This is a genomic window from Kitasatospora sp. NPDC056181 (assembly GCF_042266225.1).
Lineage (GTDB): Bacteria > Actinomycetota > Actinomycetes > Streptomycetales > Streptomycetaceae > Kitasatospora.
In genome coordinates this window covers 1-18,325 of record NZ_JBHJUK010000159.1, presented here as the reverse complement: position 1 = coordinate 18,325, position 18,325 = coordinate 1, and the positions used below count along the sequence as shown (strand labels likewise).

The window sequence follows — 18,325 nt, the reverse complement described above, 5'->3', positions numbered from 1 at the left end:
GCATCGGCAGCAGCCGGGTGCGCTGCACGTCGAGCCGGCCGGCCGCCGCGGGGGGGGCGCTCCGCCGCGGCGCGGCGGCGCGGCCGCGGGTGGCGGTGGGCGGGTGAAGCGCGGGGTGGTGGCCGCCGCCCCGGGCGGGGGGGGGGGGGGCCGCCGCGCGGCGGCCGCCCCGGCGGGTGGCTCAGGCCGGGTTGGTGAGGGCGTCGTACTCGGCGGCGCTCAGCAGCTCGTCGGTCGACTCGACACGCACCTTGAACAGCCAGCCGCCCTCGAACGGGGCACTGTTGACCAGGGAGTTGTCGTCCAGGACGTCCTGGTTGACCTCGGTGATCTCACCGGTCACCGGCGAGTACAGGTCGCTGACCGACTTGGTGGACTCCAGCTCGCCACAGGTCTCACCCGCGGTCACGGTCTCGCCGACCTCGGGCAGCTGCACGTAGACGATGTCACCGAGGGCGTCGGCCGCGTGGGCGGTGATGCCGACCGTGGAGACACCGTCCTCGGCGGCGGTCAGCCACTCGTGCTCCTTGGTGTACTGCAGGTGCGTGGGGTTGCTCATGGCGTCATTCTCCAGGATGGGAAGCGGGTACGACGAAGCGGCCCGGTGGCCGGGCACGCCTCGGCGGGGGAAGCGGAGGGGGGAAAGCGGCGGGGAGGGGTCAGCGGGCGCGCTTGTAGAAGGGCAGCGCCACGACCTGGACCGGCTCGTGCTTGCCGCGGACGTCCACCGCGACGGTGGTGCCGGGGGCGGCGTGCGCCGCGTCCACGTAGGCGATCGCGATCGGCTTGCCCAGGGTGGGGGAGGGCGCGCCGGAGGTGATCCGGCCGATCGGGGCGCCGTCGGCGGAGACCACCGTGTACTCGGCGCGCGGCACGCGCTTGCCCTCGGAGACCAGGCCGACCAGCACCCGCGGCGGGTTGGCCTCGGCCTCGGCGGCGGCCTTCTCCAGCGCCTTGCGGCCGACGAACGCACCCTCGTTGGTGGTCTTGTCGAAGCGGACGACGCGGCCGAGACCGGCGTCGAACGGGGTCAGGTCGGTGGAGAGCTCGTGCCCGTACAGCGGCATGCCGGCCTCCAGGCGCAGCGTGTCGCGGCAGGAGAGGCCGCAGGGGACGAGGCCGCGGTCGGTGCCGGCCTCGGTCAGCGCCTGCCAGATCTGCTCGGCGTCGCCGGGGTTGCAGAAGATCTCGAAGCCGTCCTCGCCGGTGTAGCCGGTGCGGGCGAGCAGCACGTCGCGGCCGGCGACCTGGGCCGGGAGGATCGCGTAGTACTTCAGGCCGGGCAGGTCGGCCTCGGTGGTGGCGGTGAGGATCGCAGTGGCCTCGGGGCCCTGGACGGCGATCAGCGCGTAGGTGTCGCGGTCGTCGGTGACGACGGCGTCGTAGCCCTTGGCCCGGGCGATCAGCTCGTCCAGCACCAGCTGGGCGTTGGAGGCGTTGGCGACGACCAGGAAGGCGTCCTCGCGCAGGCGGTAGACGATCAGGTCGTCCAGGATGCCGCCGTCCTCGGCGCAGATCATGGTGTAGCGGGCGCGCAGCACGCCGAGCGCGGAGACGAAGCCGACCAGCGCGTGGTCCAGCATCTCGCCGGCCTGCGGGCCGGTGACGGTGATCTCGCCCATGTGGGAGAGGTCGAAGAGACCGGCCTTGGTGCGGACGGCGAGGTGCTCCTCGCGCTCGCTCCCGTAACGCAGCGGCATGTCCCAGCCGGCGAAGTCGGTCATGGTGGCGCCGAGGCTGCGGTGCAGCGCGTCGAGCGCGGTGAGGCGGAGGGACGACATGGCCTGGAACTCCTCGGTCTGGGCACTCAGGGGTGCGCACGCCGGACCGGTCCCGCTCGGAGAGGGACCTGACCTGCGCGCGGGCATGCGGCGGCTGGGTCTCCCCATCTGTCGTCGTACCTGAGAGCTTCACCGCACGCGGGCCCGCAGCTCTTTACAGCTAACAGGACAGCATGGCGGCTTGCACCGTGGGTGGGCGCGCGACCGGGCCGTGCGCCGCTTTCCAGATGTGCCTAATCCGTGCGGTAGGGGTGCCTGAGAGATTCCGGGGAGGACTTGCTCCTTCGGCGCCGGTCCTGCCGCCGTCGGCGGCACTCCGGACTCTCCCGCGCGGGTTCGAGCGGCCGGTATGGAGTTAGGGGGCGGCCCGGCGAGAACGCGGAGCCGCGGACATCATGGCACGTCCGGCGCCCGTGCGGGAGAGGGGCCCCGGGCGGCCCGCTAGGCTGCACGCGTCGACGAGCCAGTGAGGCGGTACAAGGGGCGCATGGGGTACCCGGTGGAGCAGCAGCAGGGGTGGGGCGGTCCGGACTCGGTGCCGCCCGGCGGCGGATGGCCTGCCAACGAGCTGGAGCAGGTGCTCACCGCCGCGCTCGGCGATCCGGGCGCCACGCCGCGGGTGTTCGAGGTGCTCGCCCGCAGCCAGGTGTGGATCCCGCTGCCGGCCGGGGCCGACCCGCAGGGCCAGGCGCTGAACCTGCCGACCGTGGAGCTGGGCGGGGAGCCGTACGTGCCGGTCTTCTCCTCGCAGGAGGTGTTCCTCCAGCAGGCGCCGGGGATGCCGTTCGCGATCGCGCCGGTCTGGGAGTTCGCCCGCGGGCTGCCGCTGGGCGTGGGCATCGCGGTGAACCCGGAGGCGGCGGTCGGCATCCCGGTGCCGCCGCAGGGCGTGGCCGAGCTGCGGCGCGGGCCGCGGGAGGACCGCTGGGAGGCCGCGCAGGCGCCGTCCGGCGGCCGGGTGGCGCTGCGCGAGCCGGTGCCGGGCGAGGACCCGGAGGCCTTCCTGGCCGCCTGCCGCGGCGAACTGTCGGCGCTGCCCGGGGTGCTCACCGCCCGGCGGGCGCTGGCCAGCGTCGAGGGCGAGCCCACCGTGATGTTCGTCGGCGTCCAGCTGGACCGGCTGGCCCCGGCCGACCCGGCCGCCGTGAACGAGGCGCTGGGCCGGGCGCTGGGAACCGCGCCGCTGCCCGGCGGCGTCCACCTCGTACTGCTCGACCTCGCGGAGGACCCCGTGGTCGAGTGGTTGCTCGACAAGGTCCAGCCGTTCTACACACGGATGTGACCCGGCGCGGAAGCGACGCGCCCCTCCCCGCCCGCCGTCGGGCGGCCCGCGAACGGGTAGGAGGGGCCCAAGGCAGGCACGTCGGCGTGGCGGTGGTCGGTGGCGCCCCATAGGGTGCGTGCAGACACCCGTCGGGCCGGCGGCAGGTGAGGGAAAGAAGAGGCGCAGCGAGGTGGGCGCATGAGTGCGGGAGCGGTAGCGGGCGGTGTACCGGGGCCCTGGGGCCAGGCACCCGCCGGGCGCCCCGGCGCGGATCCGAGAGCGCTGGAACACGCCCTGCGCGAGGTCGCGCCGGAGCGCTGGGAGGCGTACGAGGCGCTGCTGCACGCCCTGGCCGACGGCCAGGTGCTGATGCTGCTCTGGCACGGGACGCCGGGAAGCCCGGACGCCCAGTACGGGAACATGGAGATCAGCGGCCACGGCTACGCGCCGGCGGTCACCTCGCCCGAGCAGCTGGCGGCGTCCGGCTGGGCGCGGGCGCACGAGGTGATCTCGGGGCGCGAGATCGCCGCCTCGCTCTACCGGACCCGCTGGGGCCTCTGGCTCAACCCGCACGCCCCCGGCGGCGGGGTCGGCGTGCCCTGGGCGGACCTGCGGCGGATCGCGGCCGGCCTGGACCGGCTGCCTGCCGGGCCGCTGAAGCTGAGTGAACCGCAGGTGCCCGCCCAGCAGTTCTTCGCGCTGCTGGAGCACCAGGCGGGCGAGGTGCGGGCGGTCAAGGCGCTCCGCCGGGCCTGGGTGCAGCCCTCCGTGGGCGAACCGTACCTGGCCATCGGCCTTGAGCTGTACGAGAGTTCGCCGCCCACGGTGGAGGCCGTCCGGGCGCTGATGCAGCGGGCGATCGCGGTCGCGCCGGAGGGCCTGGCCGTCTCCACGGTGGCGATGGGGGACGAGTACGACCCGGTGGCGCTCTGGATGCGGGCCAACGCACGGCCGTTCTACGACCGCGAGGCGGGTGCCCAGGGCCGACCGCCGGCCACGGCGTACCCGCCGGTGCCCCCGCCGCCGTACGCCTCGCAGGCGGGGCCGGGGTACGGCTACGGCACCCAGCCGCCCGCCCCGGGCTGGCAGGGCCAGCCGCCGCCGCAGCAGCCCTGGCCCGGCTACCCCACCCGCTGACGCGGTAACGGCCGAGCGGCTCGGAAATGGCCGAGCGGCGCGGCAAAGGCCGAGCGACGCGGTAAAGAGCAAGCAAAGAAACCGGTTTGACGATCCGTCGGACCGGTTTCGGCGTTTTCCGGACGAAGTTCCCGTTCGTGCTGGCAGACATCTTGACATGGCTGTTACAGCTGTGTGAAGAGCGGTATGCCGAAGATCCAGAGGTGCATGTCGACAGATCACAGTTGGGCATCTGTCGGTTGTCAGGGCTGGCGCAAGCCAGTTCGGATGGCAGAGAGTTCTGCAAACGCACCGCGCGTGGTTGGCGCCCCACAAAGGCGAACGCGCAGGCGGACAGCTTGATCCACGCGATGCCCATCCCGCGTGGCGGCAGTACCCGAGCACGCAGTACCGCACGTCGTACCGCTGCGAACACCGCCCTGTACCTCCGTACGTCCGCACCTCCGCACGTCCGCACCAGCCGTCCCGCCGATCCCGGCGACCGGCACCCGTGGGCCGGCCACCGTCGGCGAGGGGACCGAACTGACCATGACCGCACCCATCAAGACCGCCGGAAACGCACCGGAGGCAGACGCCGCCGCGAGCCCGGCCAAGAAGATCGAGGGCCGCTCGCTCGGCCAGATCGCCTGGACCCGTTTCAAGCGGGACAAGGCCGCCGTCGCCGGCGGCATCGTGGTGATCCTGCTGATCCTGCTCGCCGTGCTGGCCAAGCCGATCGAGTCGGTCTTCGGCATGGACCCCGACGCGCTCAACCAGGACCTCCTGGACGCCAACCTCGGCGGCCTGCCGTTCGGGGACTGGGGCGGCATGAGCATGGACCACCCGCTCGGCGTCGACCCGCTGCAGGGCCGCGACCTGCTCGCCCGCGTCATCGAGGGCTCCTGGGTCTCACTGCTCGTCGCCTTCGGGGCGACCCTGCTCTCCAACACCATCGGCACCGTGCTCGGCGTGATGGCCGGCTACTACGGCGGCTGGGTGGACAACCTGATCAGCCGGGTGATGGACGTGTTCCTCGCCTTCCCGCTGCTGCTCTTCGCCATCGCGATCTCCGCCTCGCTGCAGGGCGGCGCCTTCGGCCTGCACGGCCTCCCGCTGCACATCATGGTGCTGATCTTCGTGATCGGCTTCTTCAACTGGCCCTACATGGGCCGGATCGTGCGCGGCCAGACCCTCTCGCTGCGCGAGCGCGAGTTCGTCTACGCCGCCCGCAGCCTGGGCGCCCGCGGGCCGTTCATCCTGTTCAAGGAGCTGCTGCCCAACCTGGTCGGTCCGATCCTGGTCTACTCGACCCTGCTGATCCCGACCAACATCCTCTTCGAGGCCGGCCTGAGCTTCCTCGGCGTCGGCATCCAGGCCCCGCAGTCCTCCTGGGGCGGGATGCTCAACGACGCGATCAAGTACTACCAGGTGGACCCCCAGTACATGGTGGTCCCCGGTATGGCGATCTTCCTCACGGTTCTCGCCTTCAACCTGCTCGGCGACGGGCTGCGTGACGCCCTCGATCCCAAGAGCAACTGACCTCTCGTCAGGACCCTCCGATACGCCACCACTCCTCAAGGGGTTGATCCCACCATGCGTAGGTCCCGTACCGTCGCGCTGACCGCAGTGGCTGCCGCCACTGTCCTGGTCGTCACCGGCTGCTCGTCCAGCTCCTCCAAGAGCGGGGACAGCAACTCGTCCTCCGCCGCCTCCTCCGGCGGTGCCGACGCGGCCACCAAGGGCATCGTCAACGCCTCGGACAAGAAGGGCGGGACGGTCACCTACGAGATGAAGGGCACGCCGGACTCGCTCGACCCCGGCAACACGTACTACGCGTACATCTACAACTTCTCGCGCCTGTACGGGCGTCCGCTGACCACCTTCGCCCCGGGCCCCGGCGACGAGGGCAACAAGCTGGTCCCGGACCTCGCCGAGTCGATGGGCCAGCCGAGTGCGGACGGCCTGACCTGGACGTACAAGCTGCGCGCGGGCCTCAAGTACGAGGACGGCAGCGCGATCACGTCCAAGGACGTCAAGTACGCGGTGGAGCGCTCCAACTGGGCGCCGGACGTGTTCTCCAACGGTCCGACGTACTTCAAGGAGCTGCTGGTCGACAACCCGACCCCGTACGAGGGTCCGTACAAGGACACCACCGGTGACCTGAAGTCGATCGAGACGCCGGACGACCTGACCGTCGTCTTCCACCTGAAGCACGCCTTCGCGGACTTCGACTACCTGGTCTCCGCCCCGCAGACCGTCCCGGTCCCGAAGGACAAGGACAAGGGCGCCGACTACGTCAAGCACCCGCTCGCCTCGGGCAGCTACAAGTTCGAGTCCTACGAGGACGGCAAGCAGCTCACGCTGGTGCCGAACACCAACTGGGACGCGAAGAGCGACCCGATCCGCAAGCAGCTCGCGGACAAGATCCTGCTCAAGATGAACATCGAGCAGTCCACCATCGACAAGGACCTGCTGGCCGGCAACGCCCAGGTGGACCTCGTCGGCGGCGGCGTCGACCCGCAGACCCAGGCACAGATCCTGCAGAACCCGAAGCTCAAGGCCAAGACCGACAACGCCTACGGCGGCCGCCTGGTCTACACCGCGATCGACAGCCACGTCGCGCCGTTCGACAACGTCGACTGCCGCAAGGCCGTCCAGTACGCGATCGACAAGGTCTCGGTGCAGACCGCGATCGGCGGCCCGATCCGCGGCCAGATCGCCAACTCGGTGCTCCCGGCGGACATCCCGGGTCACCAGGACATCAACCTGTACGAGACCAAGGACAACAAGGGCGACGAGGCCAAGGCCAAGGAGGCCCTCAAGGCCTGCGGCAAGCCGGAGGGCTTCTCCACCGTCCTGTCCGCCCGTACCGAGCGGGCCACCGAGATCGCCGCCGCGACCTCGATCCAGGCCGCGCTGAAGAAGATCGGCATCAACGCCGAGATCCAGCAGTTCCCGCAGGGCAAGTACCTCTCCGACAACGTCGGCGTGCCGGCGAAGAACAAGGAGAAGAACATCGGCCTGATGATGATGCAGTGGGGCGCCGACTGGCCGACCGGCTACGGCTTCCTGCAGCAGATCGTCGACGGCCGCGCCATCAAGGAGGCCGGTAACAACAACCTGGCCTCGCTGAACGACCCGGCGATCAACAAGCTGCTCGACGACGCCGCGGTCAACACCGACAAGGCCGCCCGCGAGAAGATCTACTCCGAGATCGACAAGAAGGTCATGGAGAGCGCGGTCTACGTCCCGCTGACCTACTTCAAGGTGTTCCTGTACCGCTCGGACACCGCCACCAACGTCGTCTCCACCTCGGCCTTCTCGGGTGAGTACGACTACCTGAACATCGGTACGAGCAAGTAAGAGCCTGGCTCCGCATCCCTGAAGGCAGGTGAAGGCAGCGGCGCCCGCCCCCGGCCCGTAGATACCGGACGGCGGCGGGCCGCCCGGGCCGCCCCACTGTGTTTTGCTACAAACACCCCAGGACGCTCGCGGCCGTGGTGCTGCTGCTGGTGGTCAGCGCGGTCACCTTCGCGATCTTCTTCCTGCTGCCGCGCCTGGCCGGCGAGACGACCGACCAGCTGGCCACGCAGTACATCGGGAAGAACCCCTCCCCCGAAGCGGTCGCGGCGGTCAAGAAGAACCTCGGGTTCGACCAGCCGATCTACGTCCAGTACGGGCGCTTCCTGAAGGCGCTGGTCACCGGGGCCGAGTACAAGTTCGGCCCGGACGCGGCCACCTGCCACGTTCCCTGCTTCGGCTACTCCTTCAAGAACCACCTTGAGGTCTGGCCCGAGCTGACCAAGCGCATCCCGATCACGCTCTCGCTGGCCATCGGCGCCGCGGTGCTCTGGCTGGTCTCCGGCGTCACCACCGGCGTCATCTCGGCGCTCAAGCCGCGCTCCATCTTCGACCGCCTCTCCATGGGCGTCGCCCTCGCCGGCGTCTCGCTGCCGGTCTTCTTCACCGGCGCGCTGCTGCTCACGCTCTTCAGCTACGAGTGGCCGATCCTGGACAACCTGCAGTACGTCAACTTCACCGACGACCCGCTGATGTGGGCCCGCAACCTGATCCTCCCCTGGATCTCGCTGGCCTTCCTCTACTCCGCGCTCTACGCCCGGCTCACCCGCGCCGGAATGCTGGAGACGATGAGCGAGGACTACATCCGCACCGCCCGGGCCAAGGGCCTGGTCGAGCGCAAGGTCGTCGTCAGGCACGGACTGCGCTCCGCGCTCACCCCGGTCGTCACCATCTTCGGCATGGACCTCGGCCTGCTGCTCGGCGGTGCGCTCATCACCGAGCAGGTCTTCTCGCTCCAGGGCGTCGGCGCCTTCGCGGTCTCCGCGATCGCCGACAACGACCTGCCGAAGATCCTCGGCGTCACGTTGCTCGCAGCCTTCTTCATCGTCCTGTGCAACCTCGTGGTTGACCTCCTGTACGCCGCTGTCGACCCCCGGGTGAGGCTGTCGTGACCGAGCTCCAGAAGACCCCGGCGCCCGTGGCCGCCCCGACCGGGGACGCCTTCCTCTCCGTCCGGGACCTGCGGATCCACTTCGACACCGACGACGGCCTGGTCCGCTCGGTCGACGGGGTCAGCTTCGACCTGCACAAGGGCAGGACCCTCGGCATCGTCGGCGAGTCCGGCTCCGGCAAGTCCGTCACCTCGCTGGGCATCATGGGCCTGCACCGCTCCAAGCGGGCCCGGATCAGCGGCGAGATCCGCCTCGACGGCGAGGACCTGATCGCGGCCGGCCCCGAGCGGGTCCGGCAGCTGCGTGGCCGCGAGATGGCGATGATCTTCCAGGACCCGCTGACCGCGATGCACCCGTACTACACGGTCGGGGCGCAGATCATCGAGGCCTACCGGGTCCACCACCCGCAGGCCACCAAGAAGCAGGCCCGGGCCCGCGCGGTCGAGATGCTCGACCGGGTCGGCATCCCGCAGCCCGACCGCCGGGTCGACGACTACCCGCACCAGTTCTCCGGCGGCATGCGCCAGCGCGCCATGATCGCCATGGCCCTGGTCAACGACCCCTCGCTGCTGATCGCCGACGAGCCCACCACCGCCCTGGACGTCACCGTCCAGGCGCAGATCCTGGACCTCATCCGCGACCTCCAGCAGGAGTTCGGCTCGGCCGTCATCATCATCACCCACGACCTCGGGGTGGTCGCCGAGATCGCCGACGACATCCTGGTCATGTACGGCGGCAAGTGCGTCGAGCGCGGACCCGCCGACACCCTCTTCGACGCGCCCGAACACCCCTACACCTGGGGCCTGCTGGGCTCGATGCCACGCCTCGACCGCGAGCTCCAGGAGCGGCTCGTCCCGGTCAAGGGCACCCCGCCCAGCCTGATCAACGTGCCCAGCGGCTGCGCCTTCCACCCGCGCTGCCCGTACGCCGGGCAGACCGGGGGCCGCTCCACGAGCGAGACCCCCGTCCTGACCGAGGCGGCGCCCGGGCACCACGCGGCCTGCCACCTCGCCGCCGCCGACCGGCACCGCATCTTCGCCGAAGAGATCGCGCCCCGGCTGTGAGCCCGGCCTCGTACCACCTTTCTGGAGAGAACCGATGACGGACACTCAGGCGGCAGCCCCCGAGCCCTTGAAGAAGGTGCCGGCGCCCTCGCCCGCTCCCGACCGCGAGCCGCTGCTCCGGGTGACCGGACTGACGCGGCACTTCCCGATCCACGGCGGGCTGCTGCGCCGCCGGACCGGCGCGGTGCGGGCCGTCGACGGCATCGACTTCACCGTCAACGCGGGGGAGACCCTCGGCGTGGTCGGCGAGTCCGGCTGCGGCAAGTCGACCATGGGCCGACTGGTCACCCGGCTCGACGAACCCACCGGCGGGAAGATCGAGTTCGAGGGGACCGACATCACCCACCTGGGTACCGGGGCGATGCGTCCGCTGCGCCGCGACATCCAGATGATCTTCCAGGACCCGTACTCCTCGCTGAACCCCCGGCACACCGTCGGCACCATCGTCGGCGCGCCGTTCAAGCTGCAGAAGGCCGAGCCGGCCGGCGGGGTCAAGAAGGCCGTCCAGGAGCTGCTGGAGCTGTGCGGGCTCAGCCCCGAGCACTACAACCGGTACCCGCACGAGTTCTCCGGCGGCCAGCGCCAGCGCATCGGCATCGCCCGGGCGCTCGCCCTGCGGCCCAAGATGGTCGTCGCGGACGAGCCGGTCTCCGCGCTCGACGTCTCCATCCAGGCGCAGGTGGTCAACCTGCTGGACGACCTCCAGCGCGAGCTGGGCCTGACCTACCTGATCATCGCGCACGACCTCTCGGTGGTCCGGCACGTCTCCGACCGGGTCGCCGTGATGTACCTCGGCAAGGTGGTCGAGATCGCCGACCGGGACTCCCTCTACGCGAACCCGATGCACCCGTACACCAACGCGCTGATGTCGGCCGTGCCGGTGCCCGACCCGCGCCGCAGGCAGCGCCGCGAGCGCATCCTGCTCAAGGGCGACGTGCCGTCCCCGATCAACCCGCCGTCCGGCTGCCGGTTCCGCACCCGCTGCTGGAAGGTGCAGGAGATCTGCGCCACACAGGAGCCGCCGCTGGCCGCGCTCAAGACCGGGCACCAGGTGGCCTGCCACTTCCCCGAGAATGCGCCTTCGGCGGGCGGTACGGCGGAGAAGGCCCCCGCCTCGGCGTGAGGCCCGACTGAGCCGAATCGGAGGGGAATGTTCCGCGGGTCCATAGTTGTGCGGTGACCTCGCAGATCTTCCCCTCCGACGTCCAGCAGTCGCTGGACCTGATCGGCATCTTCGTCTTCGCCCTCTCCGGGGGCCTGCTCGCCGTCCGCAAGAACATGGACATCTTCGGGATCTGTGTGCTGGCGGAGGTCACCGCCCTCGGCGGCGGGGTGATGCGCGACCTCGTCATCGGGGCCACGCCCGTGGCCGCCTTCACCAACCTCGGGTACTTCGTCACCCCGCTCGTGGCCGGCCTGGTGGTGTTCTTCCTGCACCCCGAGGTCGAACGGATCAACCGCGCGGTGCAGACCCTCGACGCCCTCGGGCTCGGCCTCTTCTGCGTCACCGGAACGGCCAAGGCGCACGACTACGGCCTCGGCGCGGTGGCGGCCATCGCGCTCGGCATGGTGACGGCGGCCGGTGGCGGCGTGATGCGCGACGTGCTGGCCGGCGAGATCCCCTCACTGCTCCGCTGGGACCGGGAGATCTACGCCGTTCCGGCCCTGGTCGGCTCCACGCTGGTGGTGGTGCTGATCGGCCTCGACCGGCTCAGCGCGGCCACCGGCACGGCCGCCGCGCTGACCGCCTTCGTGCTGCGGATGCTCGCCCTCAAGTACGGCTGGCGTGCCCCGCGGGCCTGGCACCGCAACGGTTCTCGCACCAGCGAGGAGTAGGCGAGCCCCCGTACGCCAAGGAGATCGCCTCGGCCGTGCAGAGCAGCTCCGGCAGCAGCCGGACCAGCTCGAACGGGGCCATCTCGTAGGTCGGGGCGCTCACCGCGCACGCGGCCACCGGCCGCCCCGCACTGCCGGCCACCGGCGCGGCCACGCAGGCCACCGGCTCCCGGTGCTCGGCCGACTCGGCCGCCCAGCCCTGGCGGCGGACCCTGGCCAGCTCGGCCGGCAGGTCGTCCTCGCGGGTGCCGTCCTCGGGCAGTCCGGCCAGCAGCACCCGGCCGATCGCGGTGCCGGTCGTCGAGGCCCGCCGCCCGATCCGGGACGGCCGGCCGGCGCCCGGGTGCCAGCGGCCGGCCAGCTCGTCCAGGTAGAGCACCTCGTCGTCCTGGAGCACGGCCAGCTGGACGGTCACCCCGAAGCGGCGGTTGAGCGCCGCCAGGTAGGGTGCCGCGATCCGCCGCACGTCGATCTCCTCCAGCGCCCGGTGGGCGAGCGACAGCAGCCGGCCGCCGAGCCGGTAGCGCCGGTCGTCCAAGCGGTGGACGAAGCCGTGCTCCTCCAGGGTGCGCAGCAGGCGCAGCGCCGTGGACTTGTGCACGCCGATGCTGGTCGCGGCCTGTTCGAGGGTCACCGGGCCGTCGCCGAGGGAGCCGAGGATGGTCAGCGCGCGATCGACAGACTGCGACATCCCGCCCCCAGTCCTGTCCCGTACGGCCTCTTTTGCGGTGGGTCGTCAGGCTAACCGCTGGCCCCGGCGGGCGGCCAAACCGGGCCCGGACGCGGGCGTCCGGCGGGCGGGACGGTGTCACGGGCACGGGCTCGGGTCCGGTTCCGTGTTCCGGTCCTGTACGCGGCTGATGCCCGGTCCCGTGCGCCCGGTTGGCCGGATTGCGCCGGTGGCCGTGGTGGCGGCGGGCGGCCCTCTACAATCGGATGGTTATGCCATACCTGGACCATGCGGCGACCACGCCGATGCTGCCCGAGGCGATCGCCGCGATGTCGGCGCACCTGGGGGTCGTCGGCAACGCCTCCTCCCTGCACGCCTCGGGCCGCCGGGCCCGCCGCGTCGTCGAGGAGGCCCGCGAGTCGCTCGCCGAGTCCCTGGGCGCGCGGCCCAGCGAGATCGTCCTCACCGGCGGCGGCACCGAGTCCGACAACCTCGCGGTCAAGGGCCTGTACTGGGCCCGCCGCGACGCCGACCCGGCCCGGACCAGGGTGCTCAGCAGCCCCGTCGAGCACCACGCGGTGCTGGACGCCGTGCACTGGCTCTCCGAGCACGAGGGCGCCACCGTCGAGTACCTCCCGGTGGACGGGCTCGGCCGGGTGCACCCGGCGGTCCTGCGGGAGGCGATCGAACGGGACCCGTCGTCCGTCGCGCTGGTCACCGTGATGTGGGCCAACAACGAGGTCGGCACCGTCCAGCCCGTCGTCGAACTCGCCGCCGTGGCGGCCGAGTACGGCATCCCGATGCACGCCGACGCCGTCCAGGCGCTCGGTCAGGTCCCGGTCTCCTTCGCCGAGTCCGGGCTCACCGCGCTCACCGTCACCGGTCACAAGATCGGCGGCCCCTTCGGCATCGGCGCCCTGCTGCTCTCCCGCGGCGCCAGCCCCGTCCCGCTGCTGCACGGCGGCGGCCAGGAGCGCGACGTCCGCTCCGGCACGCTGGACGCCCCCGCCGCCGCGGGCTTCGCCGCCGCCGCGGCCCTGGCGGTCGAGCGGCGGGCCGAGCACGCGGCCGTGCTGGGCGCGCTCCGCGACGAACTGGTCGCCTCGGTGCTGGCCGTCGTCCCCGACGCCGTCCTCAACGGCGACCCGGCGGCCGAGGGCCGTCTGCCCGCCAACGCGCACTTCTCCTTCCCCGGCTGCGAGGGCGACGCCCTGCTGATGCTGCTCGACGCCCAGGGCATCGAGTGCTCCACCGGCTCCGCCTGCTCGGCCGGCGTCCCGCAGCCCAGCCACGTCCTGCTGGCGATGGGCGTCGACCCGCTGCTGGCCCGCGCCTCGCTGCGGTTCTCGCTCGGTCACACCTCGGTGCGGGAGGACGTGGCGGCGCTCGCGGAGGCCATCGGCCCGGTGGTCCAGCGGGCGCGGAACGCCGGTCTGGCGTCCGTGCGGCGCTGATATCGGCTCGGGGAACAGCCGGCCGAGCACGTACGCTTACTGGCATCATGACTGACTTCCCGGGTGCCCCGACCACTCCGTCCACCGGCCGCCTGCGCGTGCTCGCGGCGATGTCCGGCGGAGTCGACTCCGCCGTCGCCGCCGCCCGCGCCGTCGAAGCGGGGCACGAGGTGACCGGCGTCCATCTGGCGCTCTCCGCCAACCCGCAGTCCTTCCGTACGGGCGCGCGCGGCTGCTGCACCATCGAGGACTCCCGGGACGCCTGGCGGGCGGCCGACGTGATCGGCATCCCGTTCTACGTCTGGGACCTCGCGGAGCGCTTCCGCGAGGACGTGATCGACGACTTCGTCGCCGAGTACGCGGCCGGCCGTACGCCGAACCCCTGCCTGCGCTGCAACGAGAAGATCAAGTTCGCCGCCCTGCTCGACAAGGCGATCGCCCTCGGCTTCGACGCCGTCTGCACCGGCCACTACGCCCGGATCGTCGACCTGCCGGACGGCACGCGCGAGCTGCACCGCGCCGTGGACGCGGCCAAGGACCAGTCCTACGTGCTGGGCGTGCTCGACGCCGACCAGCTCGCCCACTCGCTCTTCCCGCTCGGTGACACCACCAAGGACGTCATCCGCGAGGAGGCCGAGCGCCGGGGCCTGGCGGTGGCGAAGAAGCCGGACAGCCACGACATCTGCTTCATCGCGGACGGCGACACCCAGGGCTTCCTGGCGAAGCACCTCGGGACGGCCACCGGCGACATCCTCGACACCGACGGCACCAAGCTCGGCGAGCACGACGGCGCGTACGGCTTCACCATCGGCCAGCGCAAGGGCCTGCGGATCGGCCGCCCGGCGGCGGACGGCAAGCCGCGGTACGTGCTGGACATCTCGCCGGTGAACAACACGGTGACGGTCGGCCCGGTCGAGGGGCTCGACGTGACCGCGCTGACCGCGATCCGCCCCCGCTGGTGCGGCACCGAGGAGCTGGCAGACGGCCGCTACACCGCCCAGCTGCGCGCGCACGGCGAGGAGGTGCCGGTGACCGCCTCGGTGGTCGACGGCGAGCTCCACGTCCGCCTGGACTCCGCGGTGCGCGGCATCGCCCCCGGCCAGGCCGTGGTGCTGTACGACGGCACCCGCGTCGTCGGCTCCGCGACGATCGCGACCACGGAGCGCCCGGCGGTCAACGCGTAGTCCGGCGGTACGGGCGGGCTCGGCGGATGCCGCCCGGCCCGCACGCCCGCGTCATGGCACTCACGGGGCTTCTCGGGGCCTTCAGGGCTATTCGTCCGCCTCGTCGGTCTGTTGGGAGACTGAGCCTGGCCCCATGCGCAGGGCGGCGACAGTCCGGCGTAGGCCGGATCGCTCCATGTGCTCCAGGATGCCGTCGACCGATTCCGGAGGGTTGCGGCGCGACTCTGCGATCTGTTGCACGCAGGCGTAGACGATCCGGTCGTCGAGACCGAGCAGGTCAAGGAAGAACGAATCGGCACTCTTCGGCTCAACACCCCACTCTGCGAGTGTGGCGGGCGGGAAGTCCTTGCGGTTGTCGGTGACGATCACCTGTGCCTTGCTCCTGATTGCCGCTGCAAGCACATGGCGGTCGTCCGGGTCGGGGAGCTTGAGCATCTCAACGAGAGGTTCGTAGCCCGTTACGCAGACGTCACGAATCGAGTCATTCATGAGCTGCCGTAAGCGCTGCAGCTTGTCGGGCTCGGTCCCCCTTTGCTCATGCAGGGCACGGCTCATCTCGTCCAGGATCTGTTCGGACCACTTGGCCTGCACCATGCCTGCTTGTGCCACTCGAATCAGCAGGTCACGGACCACGTTCGGGTACAGCACGCATGAGTCATATACGACGACGAAGGCCATCGGTCAGTCCAGCCCCAAATCCTGTCCGAGCTGCGCCAGTTCATTGGCTGCGTCGTGTCGACGCTGGTCGTCCTCACGCTTGAAACGCATGAGGTCCTCGACGCGGATGCGCCGGTGCCTTCCGACGCGGCGGTACTGGATTTTTCCGTCGTCCAGAAGCCCGATGAGGTAGGGCCGCGACACATTGAGGATGTCGGCTGCCTGCTGAGTCGTGAGCTCCGTATCCAAGGGCATGATCTGCACGCCCTTGCCGCTCGCGAGCGCTGCCAGCATGGCAGCGATCAGCTCGGCCGCCGGTCGCGGCAGGATCAGCGCCTCATCCTGGGTGCCGATCTCCAGGTGGACCTGGATGTCTTCGTTGCTGCCCTCGGTCAGGGAGAGGTACTCGTTGATGCGGCGTAGTGCTCGTTCGGCGTCCTGGGCCTTGATGACGCCCGGTTCCAGCTTGCGGCCCTGCGTGGTGGTGGCCATCGGGTCCCCTCTTCCCATCGAGTCGCTTAGTCGAAGTATCCGCAACAAACGAAGCAAGCGCAACGCTATTCGCCCGGCAACCCTGTGTGACGGCGGTCAAGTGGTTGCATCCTCCGGGGCCCTGAAGGTCATCGGCAGCCTCTGTCCCCGTCCTGGAGGACGCCGACGCGGACACCCCGGGGCGTCCGGTACGGGCGAGTCCGGACTTTCAGGGCCCGGCCGTCCGGGCGGCCGGGCCCCGGGGGATGTCACGTGTGCTGCGGAACGGGGTTGTCCGGGGAGTCCAGCCAGACGAACTGACCGCCCGCGGTGACCGACAGGCCGAACCGCTCGTGCCCGGGGCGGCCCCGGCCGGCCCACCACCGGTACGCGGCGTCCACCTCGTCCCAGAGCCTGCGCGGGCCGGACTGGTACACCTCGTACTGCGTGCGGCCCGGCTCGTAGTCGGCGGAGGCCCACGACCGGGTGTCGCGGCTGTAGAGCCACAGCGTGTACGCGCCGTCCTCGTAGCGTTCCGCCCTCCAGAACGCACCGGGCACGCCGGCGCCGATGACGAACTGCTCGAACCACCCTCCGGTGTCCGGAGGGGCGAGGGTGGTCGTGCTCCTCACCCCGTCAGCGGGCCACGGCTCTCCCCGTAGGTAGGCCTCGAAGAGCGGCCGGTCCGTGCGCTGCTGCCGGAGCCGCATGAACGCGGAGCCACGGGTGAACCGCCCGCTCGCGCCGGCTCCGTCGTCGTGGACGGTCAGACGGACGATGTGCTCGCCGCCGTACTCGGTGCCGAACGGGGCGACGACGATCGCGCCGGGGGCCGTTTGTTCAAGCCAGGCCGGAGGGATCTCCAGTAGGGAGCAGGTGGCGATGAGCCGGTCGTAGGGAGCGCCCTCGGCCCACCCCAAGCGCCCGTCGCCCTCGACCACGGTCGGTTCGAGCCCGGCCCGGGTCAGGTTCTCCCGGGCGCGGTGGGCAACGGCCGGGTCGTACTCGACGGTCACCACGTTGGGGCCGCCCAGGCGGTGGGCGAGGAGGCCGGCGTTCCAGCCGGTCCCGGCACCGATCTCCAGCACCCTGTTACCCGGGTGCACGTCCAGGTCCTGGAGCATGGAGAAGACCATGGTCGGCATGGAGTTGGATGAGGTCGGCGTCGTGCCGAGCCCGTCGCCTTCGTGGTCCCCGTCGTCCCACTGGGTGGTGAGCGGGATGTCCGAGTAGACGGCTCTGCGCCACGCCTCGGGGTCCTGTGGGCGGTGGACGGCGGGGTTCTGCCGGGTGCCGTCCGCGATGCCCGGCCAGATGCGATCCGGGACGAAGAGCTCGCGGGGCACCGCCCTGAAGGAGGGGAGCCAGTCCGAGGAGAGCGCGCCGCCGGCCACCAGCGCGGAGGCGAGCCCCAGGGGGCCCGCCTCCTCGTGCGTCTCGCCGGTCACTTGCCGCCGCCGCCCGCCGGGTTCTGGCCGTCGGAGGTGTTGCCGCCCTCGTCCGAACCGCCGCCGCCGTGGCCGGCGCCCTTGTTGCTGTCGTCCTGCTGCCCGCCGCCCTTGCCGTCGCCGGAGCCGCCTCCGCGCTTGCCCATGTTCCGTACCTCCGTGCTGGTTTGGTCGGCAGGCGGTCGCCTGCCGGGGTGTTGTTGCGTGGCCGCCTCTCGCATCCTCCGGGAGGAATGCCGGGCGGCAGCTCCCCGAGGGCGCGCGACCGCCCGCGGGGATGGTCCCGTTGTCACGGGGGATCGCCTGTTTGCGGGTGGCGGGACCCGATGGGGCTACTGCCTGTTGCCGGGTTGACCCGCCGCCCGGGAGGCGGCGTCGGGTGGTGGCGCCCCGCCCGTGCCGCCGGCCCGGCGGCACGGGCGGGAGTTCAGTGGGAGCGCGCGGTCAGCACGAGCGCGGCTGCGGCGAGGTGCAGCAGGGCGGTCACCGACACGGCGCAGGCGGTCCAGACACGGAGCGGTTCGACGGCTTCGACATCGTCGGGGCGCTGTGCCGCGGGAGGTCCAGTCACCGAGCGATGTCGGCATGGACGACCTTGCCGAGCGGCTCGACGGTGACTCCCCACCGTCCGTGGGTGAGCCGGTGGACGAGGCTCAGGCCACGGTGGCCCTCATCGTCGTCGGAAGCCTGGATCAACACGGGAAGGGCCCGCGACCCGTCCCGCACCGAGATGCGGACGGTCGCCTTGGCGATGAGCTCGACGGTGACGGTCATGAAGAGCTGGCAGCCCGTCTTGGCGGCGGGGGGGGGGGGGGGGGGGGGGGGGGGGCGCCCCCCGGCGGGGGAGGGCCCCCCGCCCCCAGCCAGGTTACAAAAGAAAACAAAACCCCACCACCACGACGGGGAGG

The 18,325-nt window shown here is 71.4% G+C and carries 19 protein-coding genes and 1 riboswitch; of the genes, 10 read left to right on the top strand and 9 right to left on the bottom strand.

Annotated features, from left to right (window positions below; translation table 11 throughout):
- Positions 1 to 181: 181 nt before the first annotated feature.
- A complete protein-coding gene (gene gcvH, locus ACFC1F_RS37020; RefSeq protein WP_148642853.1) occupies positions 182 to 559 on the bottom strand; it encodes a glycine cleavage system protein GcvH in 378 nt (125 codons plus the stop codon).
- A gap of 100 nt (positions 560 to 659) precedes the next feature.
- Positions 660 to 1,781, bottom strand: coding sequence for a glycine cleavage system aminomethyltransferase GcvT (gene gcvT / locus ACFC1F_RS37015; RefSeq protein ID WP_376165198.1), 1,122 nt, complete (start codon positions 1,779 to 1,781; stop codon positions 660 to 662).
- Positions 1,782 to 2,014: 233 nt separating this feature from the next.
- Positions 2,015 to 2,120, bottom strand: a riboswitch (glycine riboswitch).
- 148 nt (positions 2,121 to 2,268) lie between these two features.
- Here gcvT and ACFC1F_RS37010 point away from each other — a divergent pair.
- The 8 genes from ACFC1F_RS37010 to ACFC1F_RS36975 all read left to right on the top strand — a co-directional run bounded on the left by ACFC1F_RS37010 (position 2,269) and on the right by ACFC1F_RS36975 (position 11,533).
- The gene (locus ACFC1F_RS37010) at positions 2,269 to 3,063 is read left to right on the top strand and encodes an enhanced serine sensitivity protein SseB (RefSeq protein ID WP_209411354.1); all 795 of its coding nucleotides are present in this window, start codon (positions 2,269 to 2,271) and stop codon (positions 3,061 to 3,063) included.
- Between the two features lie 180 nt (positions 3,064 to 3,243).
- A complete protein-coding gene (locus ACFC1F_RS37005) occupies positions 3,244 to 4,182 on the top strand; it encodes an enhanced serine sensitivity protein SseB C-terminal domain-containing protein (protein ID WP_209411355.1) in 939 nt (312 codons plus the stop codon).
- Between the two features lie 528 nt (positions 4,183 to 4,710).
- A complete protein-coding gene (locus ACFC1F_RS37000) occupies positions 4,711 to 5,700 on the top strand; it encodes an ABC transporter permease (protein WP_209411356.1) in 990 nt (329 codons plus the stop codon).
- A gap of 54 nt (positions 5,701 to 5,754) precedes the next feature.
- Entirely contained in the window at positions 5,755 to 7,524 is a 1,770-nt protein-coding gene (locus ACFC1F_RS36995; protein ID WP_376165195.1) for an ABC transporter substrate-binding protein, read from the top strand.
- Positions 7,525 to 7,622: 98 nt separating this feature from the next.
- Entirely contained in the window at positions 7,623 to 8,633 is a 1,011-nt protein-coding gene (locus tag ACFC1F_RS36990) for an ABC transporter permease (protein ID WP_376165193.1), read from the top strand.
- On the top strand, positions 8,630 to 9,697 hold the full coding sequence (locus ACFC1F_RS36985) for an ABC transporter ATP-binding protein (protein WP_376165191.1): 1,068 nt from the start codon (positions 8,630 to 8,632) through the stop codon (positions 9,695 to 9,697). The genes ACFC1F_RS36990 and ACFC1F_RS36985 overlap by 4 nt, the downstream gene beginning before the upstream one ends.
- 34 nt (positions 9,698 to 9,731) lie before the next feature.
- Entirely contained in the window at positions 9,732 to 10,820 is a 1,089-nt protein-coding gene (locus tag ACFC1F_RS36980; RefSeq protein ID WP_376165189.1) for an ABC transporter ATP-binding protein, read from the top strand.
- A 53-nt stretch (positions 10,821 to 10,873) separates the two neighbouring features.
- Positions 10,874 to 11,533: a trimeric intracellular cation channel family protein gene (locus tag ACFC1F_RS36975; RefSeq protein ID WP_209411361.1), complete on the top strand. Its 660-nt coding sequence runs from the start codon at positions 10,874 to 10,876 to the stop codon at positions 11,531 to 11,533.
- On the opposite strand, the gene ACFC1F_RS36970 is transcribed toward ACFC1F_RS36975, so the two are convergent.
- Positions 11,469 to 12,224 (bottom strand): IclR family transcriptional regulator, encoded by a 756-nt coding sequence (locus ACFC1F_RS36970; protein WP_209411362.1) that lies wholly within the window; start codon positions 12,222 to 12,224, stop codon positions 11,469 to 11,471. The genes ACFC1F_RS36975 and ACFC1F_RS36970 overlap by 65 nt on opposite strands.
- Positions 12,225 to 12,475: 251 nt before the next feature.
- Between ACFC1F_RS36970 and ACFC1F_RS36965 the strand changes: the two genes are divergently transcribed.
- Both ACFC1F_RS36965 and mnmA read left to right on the top strand, forming a co-directional pair.
- Positions 12,476 to 13,657, top strand: a complete 1,182-nt coding sequence (locus ACFC1F_RS36965; protein ID WP_376165186.1) for a cysteine desulfurase family protein — start codon at positions 12,476 to 12,478, stop codon at positions 13,655 to 13,657.
- A 47-nt stretch (positions 13,658 to 13,704) separates the two neighbouring features.
- On the top strand, positions 13,705 to 14,841 hold the full coding sequence (gene mnmA, locus ACFC1F_RS36960) for a tRNA 2-thiouridine(34) synthase MnmA (RefSeq protein ID WP_376165184.1): 1,137 nt from the start codon (positions 13,705 to 13,707) through the stop codon (positions 14,839 to 14,841).
- An 87-nt stretch (positions 14,842 to 14,928) separates the two neighbouring features.
- On the opposite strand, the gene ACFC1F_RS36955 is transcribed toward mnmA, so the two are convergent.
- The 6 genes from ACFC1F_RS36955 to ACFC1F_RS36930 all read right to left on the bottom strand — a co-directional run bounded on the left by ACFC1F_RS36955 (position 14,929) and on the right by ACFC1F_RS36930 (position 18,191).
- Positions 14,929 to 15,519, bottom strand: coding sequence for a PIN domain-containing protein (locus tag ACFC1F_RS36955; RefSeq protein ID WP_376165182.1), 591 nt, complete (start codon positions 15,517 to 15,519; stop codon positions 14,929 to 14,931).
- Positions 15,520 to 15,522: 3 nt separating this feature from the next.
- On the bottom strand, positions 15,523 to 15,990 hold the full coding sequence (locus tag ACFC1F_RS36950; RefSeq protein WP_376165179.1) for an excisionase family DNA-binding protein: 468 nt from the start codon (positions 15,988 to 15,990) through the stop codon (positions 15,523 to 15,525).
- 248 nt (positions 15,991 to 16,238) lie between these two features.
- Positions 16,239 to 17,417, bottom strand: coding sequence for a methyltransferase domain-containing protein (locus ACFC1F_RS36945; protein ID WP_376165177.1), 1,179 nt, complete (start codon positions 17,415 to 17,417; stop codon positions 16,239 to 16,241).
- Entirely contained in the window at positions 17,414 to 17,563 is a 150-nt protein-coding gene (locus ACFC1F_RS36940) for a hypothetical protein (protein ID WP_376165175.1), read from the bottom strand. The genes ACFC1F_RS36945 and ACFC1F_RS36940 overlap by 4 nt, the downstream gene beginning before the upstream one ends.
- A gap of 281 nt (positions 17,564 to 17,844) precedes the next feature.
- A complete protein-coding gene (locus tag ACFC1F_RS36935; protein WP_376165173.1) occupies positions 17,845 to 17,988 on the bottom strand; it encodes a hypothetical protein in 144 nt (47 codons plus the stop codon).
- On the bottom strand, positions 17,985 to 18,191 hold the full coding sequence (locus ACFC1F_RS36930) for an ATP-binding protein (RefSeq protein WP_376165171.1): 207 nt from the start codon (positions 18,189 to 18,191) through the stop codon (positions 17,985 to 17,987). The genes ACFC1F_RS36935 and ACFC1F_RS36930 overlap by 4 nt, the downstream gene beginning before the upstream one ends.
- Positions 18,192 to 18,325: the final 134 nt, after the last annotated feature.